15 protein-coding genes are annotated in these 18,585 nt (G+C 61.5%); 11 read left to right on the forward strand and 4 right to left on the reverse strand.

The features are described from left to right. Positions 1 to 253 precede the first annotated feature (253 nt). A complete protein-coding gene (locus ACX80B_RS17465; RefSeq protein WP_459298521.1) occupies positions 254 to 568 on the reverse strand; it encodes a MarR family transcriptional regulator in 315 nt (104 codons plus the stop codon). 200 nt (positions 569 to 768) lie between these two features. Between ACX80B_RS17465 and ACX80B_RS17470 the strand changes: the two genes are divergently transcribed. The 10 genes from ACX80B_RS17470 (at position 769) to ACX80B_RS17515 (ending at position 11,910) form a co-directional block, all read left to right on the forward strand. Then, on the forward strand, positions 769 to 1,308 hold the full coding sequence (locus tag ACX80B_RS17470) for a hypothetical protein (protein WP_459298523.1): 540 nt from the start codon (positions 769 to 771) through the stop codon (positions 1,306 to 1,308). Then, positions 1,305 to 2,357 (forward strand): CHAP domain-containing protein, encoded by a 1,053-nt coding sequence (locus ACX80B_RS17475; protein ID WP_459298525.1) that lies wholly within the window; start codon positions 1,305 to 1,307, stop codon positions 2,355 to 2,357. The genes ACX80B_RS17470 and ACX80B_RS17475 overlap by 4 nt, the downstream gene beginning before the upstream one ends. 286 nt (positions 2,358 to 2,643) lie before the next feature. After that, positions 2,644 to 3,561 carry a MinD/ParA family ATP-binding protein gene (locus ACX80B_RS17480; protein ID WP_459298527.1) on the forward strand — a complete coding sequence of 306 codons (918 nt, stop codon included), beginning with the start codon at positions 2,644 to 2,646 and terminating at the stop codon, positions 3,559 to 3,561. Next, entirely contained in the window at positions 3,554 to 3,880 is a 327-nt protein-coding gene (locus tag ACX80B_RS17485) for a hypothetical protein (protein ID WP_459298529.1), read from the forward strand. Before ACX80B_RS17480 ends, ACX80B_RS17485 begins: the two co-directional genes overlap by 8 nt. A 32-nt stretch (positions 3,881 to 3,912) precedes the next feature. After that, positions 3,913 to 4,737 (forward strand): hypothetical protein, encoded by an 825-nt coding sequence (locus ACX80B_RS17490; protein ID WP_459298531.1) that lies wholly within the window; start codon positions 3,913 to 3,915, stop codon positions 4,735 to 4,737. Next, on the forward strand, positions 4,715 to 6,511 hold the full coding sequence (locus tag ACX80B_RS17495) for a hypothetical protein (protein WP_459298533.1): 1,797 nt from the start codon (positions 4,715 to 4,717) through the stop codon (positions 6,509 to 6,511). Before ACX80B_RS17490 ends, ACX80B_RS17495 begins: the two co-directional genes overlap by 23 nt. A gap of 13 nt (positions 6,512 to 6,524) precedes the next feature. Then, on the forward strand, positions 6,525 to 8,048 hold the full coding sequence (locus ACX80B_RS17500; RefSeq protein ID WP_459298535.1) for an SCO6880 family protein: 1,524 nt from the start codon (positions 6,525 to 6,527) through the stop codon (positions 8,046 to 8,048). Beyond that, positions 8,045 to 9,541 (forward strand): ATP/GTP-binding protein, encoded by a 1,497-nt coding sequence (locus ACX80B_RS17505; protein ID WP_459298537.1) that lies wholly within the window; start codon positions 8,045 to 8,047, stop codon positions 9,539 to 9,541. Before ACX80B_RS17500 ends, ACX80B_RS17505 begins: the two co-directional genes overlap by 4 nt. 33 nt (positions 9,542 to 9,574) lie before the next feature. After that, complete coding sequence (locus tag ACX80B_RS17510) at positions 9,575 to 11,287, forward strand: type IV secretory system conjugative DNA transfer family protein (RefSeq protein ID WP_459298539.1); 1,713 nt, start codon at positions 9,575 to 9,577, stop codon at positions 11,285 to 11,287. Continuing rightward, on the forward strand, positions 11,284 to 11,910 hold the full coding sequence (locus ACX80B_RS17515; RefSeq protein WP_459298541.1) for a DUF4913 domain-containing protein: 627 nt from the start codon (positions 11,284 to 11,286) through the stop codon (positions 11,908 to 11,910). Before ACX80B_RS17510 ends, ACX80B_RS17515 begins: the two co-directional genes overlap by 4 nt. A gap of 275 nt (positions 11,911 to 12,185) precedes the next feature. Here the strand turns inward: ACX80B_RS17515 and ACX80B_RS17520 are convergent, their stop codons facing one another. Next, positions 12,186 to 12,344 (reverse strand): hypothetical protein, encoded by a 159-nt coding sequence (locus tag ACX80B_RS17520; RefSeq protein WP_459298543.1) that lies wholly within the window; start codon positions 12,342 to 12,344, stop codon positions 12,186 to 12,188. Between the two features lie 5 nt (positions 12,345 to 12,349). Between ACX80B_RS17520 and ACX80B_RS17525 the strand changes: the two genes are divergently transcribed. Continuing rightward, entirely contained in the window at positions 12,350 to 12,727 is a 378-nt protein-coding gene (locus ACX80B_RS17525; RefSeq protein ID WP_459298545.1) for a hypothetical protein, read from the forward strand. A gap of 567 nt (positions 12,728 to 13,294) precedes the next feature. Here the strand turns inward: ACX80B_RS17525 and ACX80B_RS17530 are convergent. Continuing rightward, positions 13,295 to 13,993 carry a M48 family metalloprotease gene (locus tag ACX80B_RS17530; protein WP_459298547.1) on the reverse strand — a complete coding sequence of 233 codons (699 nt, stop codon included), beginning with the start codon at positions 13,991 to 13,993 and terminating at the stop codon, positions 13,295 to 13,297. After that, complete coding sequence (mobF, locus tag ACX80B_RS17535) at positions 13,990 to 18,345, reverse strand: MobF family relaxase (protein WP_459298604.1); 4,356 nt, start codon at positions 18,343 to 18,345, stop codon at positions 13,990 to 13,992. The genes ACX80B_RS17530 and mobF overlap by 4 nt, the downstream gene beginning before the upstream one ends. Positions 18,346 to 18,585 lie beyond the last annotated feature (240 nt).

Below are 18,585 nucleotides of genomic sequence, written 5' to 3' on the forward strand. Positions count from 1 at the left end.
TCATCCTCCAGCGCCAGTCCAAGAAGAGCAAAGGAACCCATACATCATAACGTCCATACATGTCCTGATATACCAACAAGCCATGCTCACTACGCGCATTGCACATGTTCACTACATGCGTGTAACGTGCTGGCTGTGTCAGCCTGACGCTGAGCACCAGGCGTCAAGGCATCGGGTCTCTATTTCTATAAAACTGAACCATTGCTAGCGAGACTTGAGGCACCTGGCTAGCACGAACCAAGGGAGAGCCTTGTTATTCACCGGATACGTACCGCAGGTAGTTTTCCGCCACCTCGCGTACTCGATCGAACTGAGCCGTGTACTTAACCGTCTTGCCCGCTCGGTCTCCCGGTGGGGGGCTAGCGGTGACGGCGCCGACGTCCTCCAGCGCAACCAGATGACGATTCAGGCTCGGCCGCGAGATGCCCGTGGCTTCCACAAGTTCGCGTGCGGTACTTGGCCCCATCCGGCAGAGATGTCTGAGCATGTCCGCCTGGGCGCGGCTCCCGATCATGCCCACTGCAATCTCAACGTTCGGCGGGAGCTCGGGATTGATGAGGCTAGGCACGTTACTATCTTGCCCGACGCGGGCGATTTACCAAGGGTCATGGCACCACCTTATTACTAAGTGATACGGTTGAGGTAATGAAGCCGCTCGCGTCAGCCGGAGTGAAACCGGTCCGCAACACGAAGGGAAGAGGTGTTGGAATCCCATCAAGCTCTGGAGTTGACGCGGCAGATCAAGCACTACTGCACGGGAGGATCACAATGAAATCGGTACGAAACGGACGATTGGCCCTGTTCGCCGTGATGCTGCTGAGTGCTGCTGCATGTGGCGGTCCTACGGAGCCAGCGAGTGAACATAGTGCCACGCCGTCGTTCCCATTGGCGGCAACTCCTAAGGCCCAGGAAGAGAGGCACGTTCCCGACAGCACACCGGCCCCGGACCCTGACGCCACAATCGGTGAGGCCGATACCGCCGATGCCCTCAACGTGGCCACCCAGGCCATGACGTATTACGCGAGGCCGAAGCTGGACGCCGAACGATGGGCCGAAGAACTCTCGCCCCTGTTGACCCCCAAAGCTGCCGAATCGTACGGCTACACCAATCCGGCCAACGTCCCGGCCACTGAGGTGACCGGCGAGGCAGCAGTCGTCCCCCCGCCCGAAGGCGTGGCTCCCAGTCCCAGGGTGATCACCATCGAAGTGCCCACCGACGCCGGGGCGTATAAGGTGGTCCTCAGCCGGCAGGGTAATGACTCGCCGTGGAAGGTCGAACGCATCAACCCGCCACAAAACGGCCCATGAGCGCCGGCAGTAAAACCGCAGTCGCCGGCGGAACAGTCGTACTGGTGGTCGCCGGATTCCTGGCCCTTGGAGACACACCCGAACCGGAACCGGCCGCCGCAGCGTCCCCACCCTGCCTGGCAGCGCAGGCAGACAGTTCAAGCGGTGAATCCATACCGTCCGGTGCTGTTGCCGGCTACTCCGGCAAGCAGCTGCACAACGCAGCGGCGGTCATCGCAGCAGGTAAAGCACTGGGAATCAATCGGCGCGGTCAAACCATTGGCGTCATGACAGCGATGGGTGAATCCTCACTGCGCGTCCTCGACCGGGGCGATCCCGTAGGCCCCGACTCGCGCGGGCTCTTTCAGCAGCGTGCCAATGGGGCGTGGGGCTCCTACGACGACCGGATGGACCCCACCACCAGCGCCACAAACTTCTTCGAAGCCATGCTCGACGTCGAAGGCTGGCAGGAGCTGCCCCCGACCGAAGCGGCACACCGGACACAACGCAACGCCGACCCGTACCACTACCAGAAGTACTGGCCGGCCGCCGTCAAAGTCACCAACGCCCTTGGGGGCGTGGACCCGGCCGCCTCATGTGGCGATACCCAGCCTGTCAAGGCCAAAGACGACTATTCCTGGCCCAACAAACCCACATGGAAGCAAGTCGGCGTCGAAGCAGCCGCCAACCCGGACACTGGAATGCTGTACCGCGAATGCGTGGACTTCGTTATCTGGCGGCTGAACAAGCAAATCGGGATTACCAAACCGCCGTTCAAGTGGACCAACCAGACCCTCGTCAATGGCAACGGCAACGCCATCTCATGGCGTGACCAATGGCAGATCAACGGCTGGGATTACGGCAGCAAACCAAAAGCAGGCTCCGTTGCATGGTTCGCACCAGGAGCCGCCGGAGCCGGCAACCTCGGCCACGTCGCCATGGTCTCCAAAGTCAACAAGGACGGCACCGTATTCCTCGAGGAATACAACGTCGCACCCAATGACCACGAGTACAACACGCGCACTATCAACGCGGATGCAGTAAGCGCGTACCTGTACTCGCCAAATTAAGTCACAGCACTAGGAAAGGGTGAATTTAATGACTACTCACTGGCAGGGCAACGAGCGGGACACTGGCGCTCCTTCGCCTGTAGATATGACCCGTCCCCATAGTGTGAGCCGCGAAATCACGAAACAGTTGGGCGGTGCCGCGGAGACTCTAGCGGCCGGCGGTGACAGTCTTGAAGAGCGGCCAGCGGCCGTATCAGCGGAGCCGGAAGCGGACTCTGAAGCTGTGCCGCTGGTGAGGGGACGACGCAGTGCGAGACTGTTGCCGGCGGACACATCGGCAGCGTTGGTGCCGGCTGAGACGGGCTGGCAGGCGTTCATCCGCGCGGCGACATTTGGGGCGATCAACCCTAAGGTGGGCCGCGAAGAACTCCAGCGACGAGAAAACATCGCTGCTACACAGCGGACCTATTCACGGCCACAGACGGTGGTGCAGGCCACTCCCAAGGGTGGGATGGGCAAGACCCTCTGTACGGTCGGTCTTGCCAGTACTTTCGGTGTGAACAACGGGATACCTGCGTTGGCCTGGGATGCGAACGAGACGATGGGCACGCTGGCGCTGCGTACGATGTCCAATGCCTCGACCAAGACTGTGTGGGATTTGATGGGGGAGCTGGACAGCTTCGAGCACATCAACGCCAGACGCGGCGATTTGTCCGGCTTCATCCGGCGGCAGGGCGATAACAAGTTCGACGTGCTGGCCTCTGATGAGGACCCGGACCGGATGCGCGACATCGGTCGGGACGAGTTCGACCGGATTCACCACCTGGTGAGCAGGTTTTACGATCTGCTTTTCGTGGATACGGGCAATAACACGCGTGCTGAAAACTGGCTCGCGGCCATGGATCACGCGGACCAGCTCGTGATCCCGACACCGCTAAAGACTGATGGGGTGGTCAGTGCGATGCGGATGATTGAACAGTTGGAAAACACCGGACACAGCGCTCTGGTGCGTGACGCCGTCGTGCTGTTGACACAGGGCGGCGGGAAGCGGGAAAGCCCGCAAAAGCAGCAGGAGCTGCGGGAAGCTCTCAGTGATTGCGTCCGGATTGTGGTTGATGTGCCCTATGACGGGCATCTCGATGACGGATCAATCATTGATTGGCGGTTGGTGGCCGAGCCCACCCGCCGTGCATTTGAAAGGGCTGCAGCGGCGGTCGCTGACGGTCTCACCCTTAATGATCAGAAGGAAAAGTCTCATGCTTAATCCAATCAATACCGGGCGCATCCTCGCCCAAGACATTGAAAACCCTCTCGAAGGAGTCACCCCGACACTCAGCGTCTTTGGCACTGAGTTCAACGCCACTATCGTAGCGATCCTTGGCGGCCTGTGGGCGATATGCGTTTTGATAGCTGTCGGCGCATTTTTGATGGGCCTGGGCAAGTACTCGGTAGCTAAGAAAACAGGTCACTCAGATGACCTGTCCGATGGTGCCGGCGGGATGAAGAAAGCCGGGCTGGCGATTGCCGGGCTCGCCGCAGCTCCGGCCATCATCGCGGGGATCATCTTCGTCGCGTCCATCTAAAAGATTTCCCGCCCGACTGCTAAGGAACTGGTATGGCAGACAAAGACAACGACTCAACCTCTCCACCCCGAGGCCGTAAGTGGATAATCGGCGGCGCGGTGGTGCTGGTGCTGGCACTGATAGCGGTGGTAGTCGGTTCAAACATTCCCAGCTCGTTCATCCCCAGCAAAGACACGGAACCATCGCCCGCCTCCGAGACTGCGACCGGTATTGCCGCTGGTGCCGGGGGAGCCGAAGTCGGAGCAGACGGGGTAACCATGATCGGCTACGAACCGACGTGTGATGGAGCCGTGAAGGCCGCGACCAACTACCTGAAAGCGCTGGAAAGCGTGCACGTCGTCAGCGACGAGGAATACAAGGCACTGCTCGATCAAATCGTGTTGCCCGGCTCCTACAAAGAAGCGCGTCTGGACCAACTGACCAAAGTTGACCCTGAGAGCGTCGGGGACGAGGCAAGCAAACGATTCCTAGAGGACTACAAGGAGGTTGTGCATCCCAAGTGGGGTGGGGCCTACAAGGTGAAGTCTTGCGAGCCCGAAGCGGCTGCCGTCGTGGGAGTGTTCCCCTGCACCTACACTGCGCCATTCGTGGTGGAGGGCCAGAAGGCCCCGGCGTCGATTGATTGTCAGTCCCGGCAGGTGTCGTTGCAGTGGAGCGATGGCGATTGGAAGGTGGCCGATATATCCACCAGCGACGATCCGGCCAGCCGAATCATCATTACCGACTCCGGCACTATCCCCCAGGACCCGGACAAAATGCCGCTCAGTGAACAGTTACGAGACCGGTTCCTGGTCAACCTGAACACCGATAAGCCGCTGAAGGGATGGATTGACTATGCCAACGTCAATCGGAACTAGGCGGCGGCTGCTGGCAATCCTGGCGGCGCTCTTCTGCCTGTCGTTCGTCGCTATACCGGTCGCTGACGCTGCACCCTCAGACGGTGCCGGTCAGCAGGCGATTGATGAAAGCCAGCTCACCGCCAAACAACGCGAAAAGGTCGGCGCTGCGGTTTCATCTGCCTACGCCAAGGCGGTATGTAGAGATTCCGGCGCGTTGTCCACGGCAGTGGGCGCAGTCGGCCTGACGGGAGCCTGTGAGAGTGCCGTCACGAGTGCAGTCGGCGGGAGCTACGAAAACTTGGCCGCCTTCAAATCTGCCATCACCAGCGGGGCAGTGTGCCCCGCACTAGGGCAGGTTAATTCTATGTTCGGGACAGCTTGTAGTGCCGTTCTGAATGAACAATTTCGTAAGAACTTGGGTCCGGTGTTGGATGCTGCGTGGCGGATGGCGTTGCAGCAGCATGCGCCGGCAGTGCTGGCGGTGGGTGATGCGGTGTCGTTTATCACTGATCCGTCAACCGCCCTGGATGATATGGCTAACGCGTTGAAGGAGCAGTCCACCAGTTCGGTGGGTGTGGTGCTGTCATCGATTTCTCATGCGACGAGTTTTGATGCCGCTGAGACATGGTTCCGTGATGCGTGGGCGGCTGTGGCCGGTATCGGCGTGCTGGTCATCGCGGTGATGGTGTTGCTGACGCTTCAGGGTGTGGGCAAGAACCGTATTGACGGTGAAGAGGCCACAAAGGGGATTGCCTATTTCGGGCCACTGTCGTTGCTGTTGTTGCTGATGGGTCCGGCACTGGCATACGTGATCGGTAACTGGATTAACGGGATTAGCGACGGGATCATTGGCTGGTCCACGGCCGGTTTTGACCAGCTGTTGGAAGTCGTCTCGACGATGGCCAATATGCAGGCTGGAGGCTTCTTCGGTTCTGTCGTGGGCATCCTGGTCTGGGGCATCCTGTTCCTGGGCGCTTTTGGCACGGTTGCGCTGCTGATTCTTCAAGCATTGGCAGCGTATTTCATGGGCTTTGTGGCGGCGTTGGCGATGGGCATGCTGATTAATCCTGAGTGGCGGTCGAAGGCCCAGAAGGTATTGATTGGGTGGCTTGCGATAATGCTCTCGAAGCCGCTGTTACTGCTGTTGTTGGGTTTCGCGGTCAAGATGACCGGCTCCATTGACGTCTTCACCGGTGATTTGGGGCAGGGCTTCGAAAACGCGGCCACTGTGTTCATGGTGGGTATGGCCTTGATGATGGTGGTACTGTCTCCGGCGCTGCTCTTGAAGTACGCGCCGATCCTGCCTTCCAACGCTGGTTCGGTTCGCAACGCGCCTTCTGTGGTTGGTTCGGCGGCCAGCTCCGGGGTGGAAAAAGTTACGAACACGATGCTGGAGCGGGCGAAACGTACCTCGTCTAAAAACAGCGGCCAAGGATCAGGTCAGCAACCGGCTGCGCCGCTACAGTCCCCGCAGACTCAGCCCCCGTCTGGCGCCCAACCCGGCGGAGGTGGAGGTGGCCAAGGTGGTGGCCCTCAGACCGGCCGACCCGGCACACCTGGTGCCCCAGCCGGGGGCGGTCCCAGCCTGGCTGGTCCGCGTGGTGCCGGTGCTGCCGGCGGCAGTGGTGGTGCAGGCGCGGCCGGTGGTGCCGGCAAGGCGGGCGGCAGCGCTGCTGGCGGTGCAGCAACCGCCGGTGCTGCTGTGGCATTGCAGGCGGCGGTGGAGTCAGCGAAACAGGCTCAGAGCAAGGCCCGTCAATCGGTGCAGGATGCTGCACCAGACCTTCAGTAAAGGGAGCCGCTAAATGTCACGGCAAGCAGTTTTGGGCGGCGAAGTCATCAAACGTGGCATGTGGGGTGGCGGCCGCAACCGATACGAGTGGTATGCGTTGATGGCATTCCTGCTGACCGGGTTGGGCGTGGCCTACAGTACGGGTGGGCATTGGCTGGGGCTGGTGAGCGCGTTGTTGATCGCCGCGGCCGGCATAGCGGCGTTCACACCCTGGGCGGCGACCGGGGACTTGTCGCCGGCCTCCCTGAAAATGATGAGTCTGCATCACCGGTGGCGGAATGTGACGGGCCGGTCGCTGTTCATTCCGCCCTGCCGGGATGAAGAGGAAACCGGCCGGAAGTGGTGGCAGCGCCGCCTGAAGCAGGAGTTGTCTGCACCAGATTCGGTCGGCGATGTGCGCTGGTTCGATGTGAACCTGACCGGCGGCGGTTCCCTTGTGGTGTTGCGCCAGGGCTTGCCGCGCGGAACGTATTACTCGGTGGTGTTGGAAGTCACCGGCACCGCAGGCGGGGTCAAGACCGAAGACGGAATCGATGAGGCGTATATCGGTTGGGGCGAAACCCTATCGGCACTGGCATCTGCCCGGTCGTTGATTGAGGGTGTGCAGCAGATCGCCCGCGCCGTGCCTATGGATTCATCCGATCACTTGGCGTGGGTGAAGAAACAAATTATGCCCGACGCACACGAGCTGCTGGTTGCCTCCTACGGCGAATTGATCGACCTGACCCAATCCGAATCGGAACAGCACCGGGCCTACGTCGCGGTCTCCATTCCGTGGGGACAAAGATTGCGAAAGAAAGCCGAGCGGTATGGGAAAGGCGACGAAGCTATCGGCGCGGCCGTTTTCGAGGAAGTCAAGCTCGCTTCCAGCAGGCTGAGGGCCGGCGGCATGTCCGGCGTCCGTGCCCTAGGGCAGCGCCACGTCGCCGCGCTGCTGCGCTCCCTGCAAGACCCCTCATACGACATCGACGACCTGGACGGTGTGGATTTGGCCACTTGCTGGCAGAAGACAGATGGCCGCGCGGCGGGGCACGCCGTGGTCAACGACCGCTGGTTCAGCAAGGTCGCCTACGTGTCGCCGCGCGCCATTTCACCGGAGGCGCGGCCGGTGCAAACCCTGTCGGCGCTGGTGACCGGAGTGAGCCCCTCGGTGGTGCACACAGTCAGCTCGGTACACCGGTTGATCGATGCACGGAAGGCCCGCACGAGGGCAAGGACCGATTACACCTCCGATAAGGCCTCCCGTGATAAGGCCGCGCGTTCGGATCTCGTCACGGACGGCACCGAGGACGTCTTATTCAACGCCTCGAAGCAACGCCACATTGATTTGAAGATGGGCTCGCCTTACCACGGCGCACAGTTTGGGCTGTATATCACCATTAGCGCCGACAACCTGGAGGATTTGGAGGAAGCAACCGAAACGATGGACATCACCGCAAATGATGCGGGGATCAGTCATTTGTCCTGGCTGGACGAGCGCCACGACGTGGGCCTGATTACCGGCCTGCCCCTAGTGAGAGGAATCCGCGAGAAATGAGTGTGCTGACACCGCCGGAGACGAAATCGGAACTAAACAATAAGAAGAGCAAAAGGAAAGCCCGCCGCGTCGAGGCGAAAGCCGCTGCGACAGCGGCGGCCCGTCACCGGCCGCCGGAAGAGCCGCCAGCACGGTGGCACGGCGGCAAGCGGTCGGGTTGGGCCGATAAAGTCGGCTTCTACGAGCCGGCGGCTGTGGGGACGGATTCGACCACGCGCCAGTGTGAGGCGACAAATCTAGCAGTTGCGGCGTCCCCGACGTCGTACAAGGGTCTGTTGTTTGGTATCGATGCTTCCAGCGGGTGGATGATCGCGCACGACCCGTTCACCGCCTACGAAAACGGGTGGATTGAATCACCCAACGTGTGTTTCATCGGCGATTTGGGCAAAGGTAAGTCTTCGGGCATGAAGACCTGGGGTGTGTTGCGGGCTCTCGTGCTGGGACGCCGGGTGGTGGTGCTGGACAAGAAGGCTCAGGGCCAGCCGCCCGTAGGTGAGTACACGAAGCTGGCGAAGGCGCTGGGCGTTGAACCGATCCGGTTGTCGCAGGATGGTTCAGGTTCGCGTATTAACATTCTCGATCCGAGGATCGCGTCGCGGAACACTGAGAGCGGCGGGAGCGCGGAGACGTCGAAGACGCCGGCCGGGCAGTTGCAGTTGCTACGTGCGGTGCTGGCTGAAGCCTTGGGCCGGAATGTGAGCCCGAAGGAGGGCAAGGCGCTGCGGGTGGCTCACCACTCGGCCCTGGAACATGCCCGTGGCGAGGACCGCGAGCCGGTCATTGGTGACATCAAGGATTTCCTGTTCACGCCACGCCCAGAAGCCGCTGAGCTGGCGAAAGTACCGCTGGAGGCCTTGAGGGAATGGGGTTATGATCCGGCGTGTGAGCTGGAGCGGATGATTGATGATGACCTGGCCGGGATCATTGATGCACCCACTAGTGATGACATCCAGTTGACCGGTGGGCTGACCGTTTTCGATCTGTCCGCGCTACCCGAAGAGGGGCCGGCCATCAGCATTGTGATGATGGTGATAAATACTTGGTTGGCCAATACGCTGTATCGGCAGAGTGAGGGTGTGCCGACGCATCTGCTGGTCGAAGAAGCGTGGCACCTGGTCAAGGGCACCGTGGCGGAAGTGACACAGCGGAACACCAAACTCTCGCGTGGAACCGGGCTGGCCTCGATGTTCGCGTTCCATCATCCCAGCGACATACCGGCCGGGTCTCCGGCCATTTCGATGATCAAAGAATGCGACACCGTGTTTCTGTATGGGCAGAAGAAGACAGACAATGCGATCGAGACCGAACGGCTGCTCAACCTGCCGCCGGATACTCACAAGGTGTTGTCGAAGCTGACCCCGGGTGTGTGCGTGCTGAAGATCGGCTCCCGCGACCCGATCATGGTCACGCACATGCGCAGCTCCGTAGAGGTGGCGCTGACCGACACCAACGAGGCGATGAACAGCCGGGCCACTATCGGATTGGTGGGCTGAGCGGTGGCCACGGCACAAGAGACAAAACAGCCAATGAAGGCCGACAACATCTTCATCCTGGCAGGCATTGGCATCGTCGCAGCAGCGCTGGCGCTGTTCTTCGTGTTTCACCTGCTGGTGGCGGCAGCGTCGGCCATCTTTGGCCAGGGCGGCATCTCGCTGGTCGATTCAATCGCCGCCGTGAAGGCCTCTCCAATGAACCCAATGGCCGGCTACAGCGAGCAGGGGGGCCTGGGTCCGGGCTGGCTGGTGTACGGGCTTCTTGCCTTGCTGGTATGCGCGGCCGGGTACGGCTTGTACCGGGTGATGGTGTGGAAGGCCAGCCGGAAGAAACTCGATGGCATGCCCGCCTACAAGGAAGTCAAGGACACCCTCGGGCGGCCGGCGGCGGTTCGACAGGCCCGTAAGATTCTGGAGCTGCCGGCCGATGTCGACGAAAAAGATATTATTGTTCATTTGTGCCGGCTGGCCGGCAGAGACCTGTACATGCAGCATGAAGATTCCACGTGGTGCTACGCGCCTCAGCGTTCCGGTAAGACGCTCTTTATCGCTGTGGGGCAGTTGCTGGATGCGCCGGGGCCGGTGGTGGCCACCAGCACCAAAAACGACTTGCTGATGCACACCGCCGTGGGCAGGCAGCGTGCCGGTGATGTGCATGTGTTCGACTTACAGAACATTTCCGGGTGGCCGGACACAGTGCGCTGGAATCCGCTCGACGGGTGTGAAGACCCTGAAGAGGCACTCAAGCGCGGCAAAGCATGGGCGGGCGCTCAGCCGATGGGCAACGTCAAGGGTGGGGACTGGTTCAACGCCAAAGCCGGGGCGGTCCTCGGCCGGTACATGCACGCGGCCGCGCTGGCGGGTCTGTCGATGCGTGAAGTCAACGCCTGGTCCATGGACTTGTCGAACACCGAGCCCATCGGCCTGCTGCGTCAGTACAAGGCTACGCCCGGTTTTGTGGAGCGGCTGGAATCGCTGGTGGCGTCGCGGGCCGGTGAAACGGTGGATTCCATTCAAGAGACCATCGCCGGGCTGCTCGAACCGCTCTCATCGCCACGCGCGCTGGAAATGCTGTGCCCGCCAAAGGGCGAAAGCTTCGACGTCAACGATTTTTTGGCCGGCCGCAACACGCTTTATCTGCTCTCGGACAGGGACGGGGAGATGGTGGCCCCGCTATTGTCCATGTTCGCTGACCACATCGTGCGCACCGGCCAGAAAGAAGCACAGAAGCGCGTCGGCGGCCGACTGTGGCCGGTGCTCACGATGATTCTGGATGAGGCGGTGAACACGGCCGCGTTCCCGTCCATGGCTTCAGTGCTGTCCGACTCCGGCGGCCGTGGCATCCGCGTGATTGGATTCAGCCAGACTTTCGCACAGGTCCGCGAACGCTGGGGCAGGGACGGCGCCGAGGCGATCAAAGGTGCGTGCACGGTGAAGATGTACCTGCCCGGACTTGAGGACCTGGACGAACTGGAGAAAATCGCCAAATCCATGGGGCCACAGCAGCACCGCCGGCAATCGACCACCAGCGGCCCGTCCGGCGGCTCCATCACGTGGAGCAATGATGAGAAGCAACGGATGCGCGCCGAACAGATACAGCAAATGGACGTCGGACAGGCAATGATCGCCTACCGCAATCTGCGCCCCGCCCGCGTGCAACTGACGCCGTTCTGGGAACGGGCCGACGCCGTGGCTATCAGGGACGACAAGCGCGCCGCAGAGAAGATCACGGGGAGGACCACATGAGCATCTTCAACACCGAGCCCAATAGCCAGGCAGGAGGCGATACAGAGACGTTGCCGGACGGCAACAGTGCCGATGGTGAGATCACCGAAGAGGCGGCCGCTGACCGGCCGGAGGAGCTCAAGCAGCTACGCCGGGACATGGACGAGCTGGCTAATCTCGTCGGGGAGATGGTGGCCAAAGGGCAGGACAGTGATGGCGAAGCGGACCCGTGGTGCTGGCGCTACCTAGACGAGCCGGCAGGCGGCAAGATGTGGGTCGAATTGCGCGCCTGGGTGGATTGGTACAACGGCCGATACGGGGTGACCGAGAAGTCCCGAATCCCCGGCTGCTGGTTCCGGCATCCGGCGGTGGTGGAGGAACTGACGGCGCTGTGGGTCGCTTGGCGCTACGCTTACTTTGGTCAGGGCGAGCCCAATGATTCGCCGGCCTACTGGCATGAGCGGCTGCTGTGGCCCACCCTTGACCGGATAACCTCGCAACCGTGGGGACTGGGGAAGTGCCGCGCCGGGCACACCGACCCGGTAAACATTCCGTTGGGGCCATCCACAGACGACGACTTCAACGAGTACACCGGAGCCGGGACAGCTCCTGTCGCCGAACAAACAGGAGCACCAATACAGTGACCTTCCATCGCCCGAGTCAGTTTCGACCTTCTGACGCGAGATCGCTGCTGCCTGTGATGCCTCCGAACGCAACAGTCTCGGGGTATGAGGAGGATCCGCGCGAAAATTCACGATAAGGCGAACTGACTGTCCGGAATGGCGGTTAGTAGCGGGCCTCGTTGACGGCTCCGCTGCTCCAGTCATCGATTCCCCGTGCGGATTGACTTGGAGCCGCCTGACGCTGCGACTAGTGTGAGCACACTGGCTGCCTTCAGATGCGTCCGGACGACAAACTATCAGGGGTTGTTGCGGGCTGCGTACCCGCCCTGCGGCAATTTCGGCATATGCAACGAAGCACGGTGGGCACCGGAATCGGCACATACTGCGCGGTTTCCTTGGGTGCAACGGGTGCGCTCGAAGACGTCGAGGTCGTGAATCGGATAGAGGATGCTCAATTATTATGGAGAATTGGCAGTTAATCGTCGAGATACTAACTGCGGTCGGCACGATGGCAGCAGCCGGGTTTGCTGGTTGGGCGGCGTACACGTCCCGGAACGCCGCAAAGGCAAGTGCTGAAATGGTGGCTTTGGAGCGGGACCGTGACGTTGGTAACCGCGAGGAGGAGAGGCTGCACCAGGCTCGACTCGTCACCGTCGATTGCGGCACAGCTCCGGTGGCTGATGCCGCTGGCTATCCGATTGGCGTCGATCTGATGCTGCGTGTGACAAATGCTGGACGTGAGCCAATCCACAAAGTTCGCCTCAAGGCGACAGCTGGCACTGCCACATGGGGCCCCAGATCGTCGGCAATCCATCCCCAGGCGCGACCAACACACTAACCGCTCGTGTCTACGTGACAGGCGACCTCAGCAACACTGATGGCTCAGTCCGGTTCGTGGATGTCAAGCAGCGCGCTTGGATTCGCACTGCTCGGGGGACCCTAGTCGAGGACGATGAAGTTGGGCTTGCCCGCTGGATAGATGATGGTAGAGACGCAGCGGCTCGAATAGGGCAATTATCCCCTGCCGAGCAAGGATGGATTCCCGAACAACCTTTGATCCCAGTGATCAATTCCTTTCGCGAGGCGTTCGATCTGGACCAGGAAAATGCCGAGAATTAAAGATGCCCCCCCCTGAATAGCTCGCGGCTATGGCATCGTGCCGCAATTTTCTCGAGAACAGGCCCCTTCATATCTTGCGAATTCCCCTTGATACGTCTTGATCCGTCGGATTGCTGATGCTCTGACCTGAACTGCCTCCGCCCTTGGGGGCCGCTACGATCCGACCACTTCATTATGGACAAGAGCCAGCAGGCAACTGTCGATGTCAAACTGGAACAGTATGCGAAGAGCTCCCAATTTGGGCGCAAGCTAAGAATGCTCGAATCGTCTCGCATGGGGATGGGGCTTATTGAGGCATATCAAGATTTCGTTCCAGAGCCGCGTTCATAGCTTTCAACCGTTGTTCGTGGCTGGGGTGGGTGCTCCATGGACGCTCAAGAAACCGCTGGAGCCGGGTTCTTGATGGACGCCGTTCGTCGAAGAAAGCGAACTGTTCTCGCGCTCCCTCGGTGCTGTCCAGGTGCCGCGCGGCGAACGCGTCGGCTCCGTGTTCAATCTGCCGCGAGCAATACATTGCCCCGGCCATAGGGAACAGGCAGAGAACAATACCGGCGAACACCCAGCCACCCGACACTGGAGCCTCTTGCTGGAGTACTAGCAGGTTCACCACTGACCACACGTATGCCGCGAGGGGGAAAAGCAATCCAATGACGACAGCGAAGAACAACAGCAACCGGCGGCGATACCAAGGTGAATCCTGCGTGGCCACGTGGCCAAGTTCGTGTGTCATCAACCAGCGCAGACCCGCGTCGCTCGCTTCCAACGCCACAGCGACAGGCAACTTGAGGAGGACCTGCTGTGGATTGCGGAAATTGATTTCTGCGGTGCTGTCCCCGCCTGGCTGAACCGATACGGATGTCACGATACACAATTGTGGAGTAGGCATGCCGGCGGCCGCTGCAACGGATTCAAGTATGGGTAATGCTCTGGCATAGGCTGCATCGCCCTCGGGGCCGGCGACCGGTTGGGGCTTACTCTTGGTCATAGCTGCGGGCCTCTGCGCCGTTGTTGCGGTTCGGTGCGCCCCTGCCGTCGTTGCTGAAGCTCACGCTTCCGCTGTTCTTCCGCCTGTTGGCGTTCGCGTCGCATTTGCTCGATCCGTTCGGCGGCCTGCGACCTTGGTGCGTTGGCCGCCCTTTCAGCTTCCAGCCGTTGGTGCCGCTCGGTGCTCTGTTCTGTCGGCTCATTGCCACCTGTGGAGAGCTTAGCGCTCTTGCGTATTGCGGTGGTTCGTGCGGTCAGTTCTTTTCCGATGTCGGCCAGGGCCAGTTCTGCCGGGATTGGGGCAGGCTCGGCGGGATCGACCTGATAGCGGGCTCGGAATGCTTCAATTTCGGCGGCGAGGCGCAACCAGTCGTTCTTCAGTCGTGGGTTGGCGGGTACGTCCCCAAGCTGTTGGGACCATTCCGGACGTTCGGCCCCGACGGCAGCACCGCGTTCTTGAAGTAGGCGGCCAAGTTCGCGACGGCGCTCGATCAGATGTTCGCGCCATGATGCGGGCACCAGTTCGTCCACTGCGGGCCGTGCCGGCGCTATCCATTCGGGCAATCCATCCGGTCGGACAGATTCGGTCAAGTCGTGACCGCTGGGCATGAGGTCGCGGTTGCGTTGCTCGGCGGTGATCCGTGCTTCCACGGTTTTTGCCTGGAACATGCGCTCTTTCATGCCTTTCAGCTCGTGTGTGGGACCGTTCTCGTCGGCGCTGGGATGCCGCCGGGGCAGGGTGACCGGTCCGCGTTCGATGGTTTCCCGTGCACGCTGTTGCGTGGGGAGGAGCTGACGTGTGTCGTTTTCGGCCTTGAGCTGGTTGATCAGCCAGTGCGTCTTACGGTCCTTATCGGCCTGCCGGCCGTCCTCTGGGCTTTCGTCTGTTTGTCGGGTTTTGCGCAGTTGTTCGCGGGCGTTTGTCAGCCGGCGGCTGAGGTCGTCGTCGGAGAGTCGGCCGAAGCGGCGCTCATGCCACGGCGGTGCCGGTGGTGCTGTTTCCTGGGCTGGTTGTTGTGCGAGTTCGGCGGCCGCGGACTCTTTGCGTGCGGTGGCGGTGGCCAGCAATGAATCGAGTTGGGCGTCGGTGAGGTTTTCCAGCGGCCGGGCCTTGCCGTTGGCCGTCATTCGGTCGGCCAATTCGCGGCCGCGTTCAATCCGGCTCTCGATACGGGCTGACAGTACTGCTCCCACGTCATCGGCCCCGGCGTAGTTACGTTCGCGGTGGGAGGCGGCGAGCAACCTTGATGGGTCCCAGCCGGTTTCTTCTCCGTGCCGGATGGCGGCCGCGACGGCTCCCCATGCCGGCGAGGCGATGAACTGCTCAGCCTGATCCGCAAGAGTGGTCCGCGCTACGGCCGCGACTCGCAGCTCGTCGGCGCGGGTGGCCGCGTCTTGGTACTGCGCCATTAGGGCGGCGAGGCTGTCCACGCGGGCTGATTCCATCTCGGCAGCGTCGTGAGCCGAGAGCATCGAGGTATTGTTGCCCGCGATGGTGCTTAGCACGTCAGTGACGTCCTGGCCGTGTTCGGTGGCGACGAACATGTGGTTTTCTTCGCGGCCTCGGGTCAGTCCCACGTAGGCGTTTTCCCTGGTGGTGCTGGCGTCGGCCATGATCAGGGAGACGTCGGCGGTCTGTCCCTGGGCGCGGTGGACGGTCGAGGCGTAGCCGATTTCCACGTGCTGTTTTACGTAGTCGGCCGGCAGCCGGATGGTGCCGCCGTGGGTGAGGCTTTCCACGGACAGGGAGCCGTTGGAGTGGACGTCGGTGACCATCCAGCGGTCGTTGTTTTTCACCTGGTCGCGGCCGCCGTTGAGTTTCAGCCGGCTTTCCGGTCGGCGGGAGACGACGATATCGCCGTTGTAGGCGTCCAGCCCGTCACGAAGGCGCACGGTGGTTTTCCCGCCGGTCTCCCCTGTGCCCAACCGGTGCGCTTGCGCGCGCGCATTCAGCTCCGCGACGGAGGCGTTCTGGTGGGCGATCATCACGGTTTCTTTGCCCGCGTTGGCTGATTCCTGCCAGTGCCCGTACAGGTTGTCGATCATCTGCTCGGTGCTGCCGCCGGTTATCCTGCCGTTGTCCAGGTAGTAGCCGAAGGGGTCGGCCTCTCCCGGTGCGGGTGTCCTCAGCGCCAGTGAGGCGGCTGCTTCCTTGGGGTCTTGGAACCGGTGGACGTCTTCGAGCTGGACGGAACCGACTTCGCTTTCCAACCGTCGCAGTGCTCCTCCGGCTTCGACAGCGGAGAGCTGTTTGTCATCTCCAATCAACCGGACGGCTGCACCGTAGTTTTCGGCGATGTCGAGCACGCGGGCCAGGCTCTTCGTGCCGGCCATGCCCGCTTCGTCGACCACGATCACATCTCCCGGTCCTACAGCGAATTCCTGGTTCCGGGGCGGTCCCTGTTCGTGGCGTTTGAGGAACAGCGCCATGGTGTGTGCCTCTGTTCCGAGTTCGCGTCCCAGAACGTCGGCCGCTCCCCCTGATGTGGCTAGGGCGACGACGCGTCCGCCGGCATTTTCCACGGTCCTTGCGGTCATTTTCAGTGCCGTGGTTTTGCCCGCTCCGGCCGGGCCGGTCCCCACCAGCAGCAGCTTGTCGCTGGTGGCGAACTGCAATGCCAAATTGCGCTGCCCGGCATCGAGCGGCCCGTCATGGGCTAGCGCGACGGCCTCGAAGTTAGCTCCGGTGGCGGCCGGGATGACCGGTGTACGGCCGGCCGCGATAAGCCGGTCTTCGGCCCTCAACAGGGCTTCCGATGTGTACAGGGACCGGCCTTTGTGTTCGTAGATGCTGCTCCCGTCGCGGCGTGTCAGCGGCTGGAACGCGCCATGCACGGAGGCCGGTGTCAGTGCAATGGATTCGTCGACAATGGCGGCGCGGGTGATTCGTTGCACCACTTCATCGGGCACGATGTGGCCGGGCCGGTGGTTCTGGACCCAGCGTCGTGCTTCTGCCTCCAGCATGTGCGCACCCCATGCCGCGTGGTGGGTGGAGACTTCCTCCACGACCGCTTTGGCAGCCGACTGGATATCAACACTGCGTTCTGCCTCCGGGTTTTTGAGCTCGGCCTTTCGGCGTTGCAGTGCGATCTTCTGCGCGTTCGTTAGCAAGGATCTCACCGTGTGCCGGGGTGCGGTTCTCAGTGCTTCTTTCTTCCACTCTGTGCGCAGTTCGGCCAGTGACCGGGCTTTCTTTTTCGCCTCCCTGGTGGCCAGATTCGCTTGCTGGGCCAGTGCGATGCGGGCCTTGGCGGGCGGGGTCCGGCCGTGGTCCTGCTCGTAGGTTTTGCTCAGTTCCTTCATCACCTGGCGCATGGACACCGAGCGTTTGGAGAAGTTCTCCGTCAGTGTGGGATCGATGCCGGCGATTTCCATGACCGGGCGCTTTCCGTCTCTGACCTGCCGTGCGGTGGTGGTCACGCCCAAGGCTCGCTGCACGTTGTTCATTACGGCCATGTTGTAGGCCTCGGAGGCGGCCACTCCCTGCCGGTGCAGCAGGGCGCTGTCGATGGACAGCCACTTGCCCGATGCCAGTTGCACCTTGTTGGCCACCACCAGGTGATCGTGCAGTTGCGGGTCGCCATCGCGGGAGTCATAGTGGCGGAACCGGGCGGCAATGATTCCGCCTTTGACGTCCTCCTGGGCTACGCCGTTGGTTCCGGTGCGGGTGGCGATCGCTTCGCGTTCCAAGTATTTGATGGTCGAGGTGATGGCTTCCTCGTGGGCCTTCTCGATGGCCTCGCGGGTGTGTTCGTCTCCCAGGGCCCACAGCACCGACACGCTTTTGGCGGGTGAGAAAACCAAGTCGAATCCGGCGACCGGGTTTTGTTGCGGGCGGGTCTGTGCGGTGATGAATTTGCCGAGTTCTTCGGTGTGCTGTGGTGGCCGTCCCTTGGCGATGCGGAAGGCTATTGCTCCCTGCTTGGCCCGAATCCGGCGGCGCTCCGCCTCGGTCGGCTGCCGGTGGTTGAGGCGTTCAAAGTCGCCTTCGGCCTCCCGGAATGTGGCCAGCAGGGTGCGGTCTTTGGCCTTGTACTGGTAATAGGCCCGGCCCAGCTTGGTGGCGTCGGAGATTTCCTTCTTGGTCGCTCCCCTGGTGACCAGTTCGGCGGTGATCCGCTCATTGTCCGGGTGCCGTCCTTCCCCGAACAAGTGCCGCATTTGCTCTTCGGTGACTTCCCCGGACAGGCCCAAATTGGTGATACCGGCACCGGCCCACAAGCCCGGCGGCATCCCATGGACCGTATAGTAATCACCCAGCTCGCGGCCCGGCTGGCGCAGCTCGTCGGCGCTGGCCACCTCGCGGGTGTAGTACGCATAACCATCCCCCGCGCTGAGCACGTGGACGGTCATCACGGCGCTCACTCTACCTCGTTTATTCGAAATGCCAGAGGTGTGACGAAACTGCTCGTTTTTGACTGATGCGAACTAGTGAGTATCAACGCAAAAATCGCAGCTGGTTCAGTCCATCGAAACTTCGATGCGGCTGTACACATGAGACCGCGCATTGTGGACAAACACGCTTTTCGTTTTCCATGATCGCGGTCGATTGTGGGCAGGCGAAGCAGTGCGGGCCGTGCACGTGTGGTCAGG

This window comes from Arthrobacter monumenti (assembly GCF_054511255.1).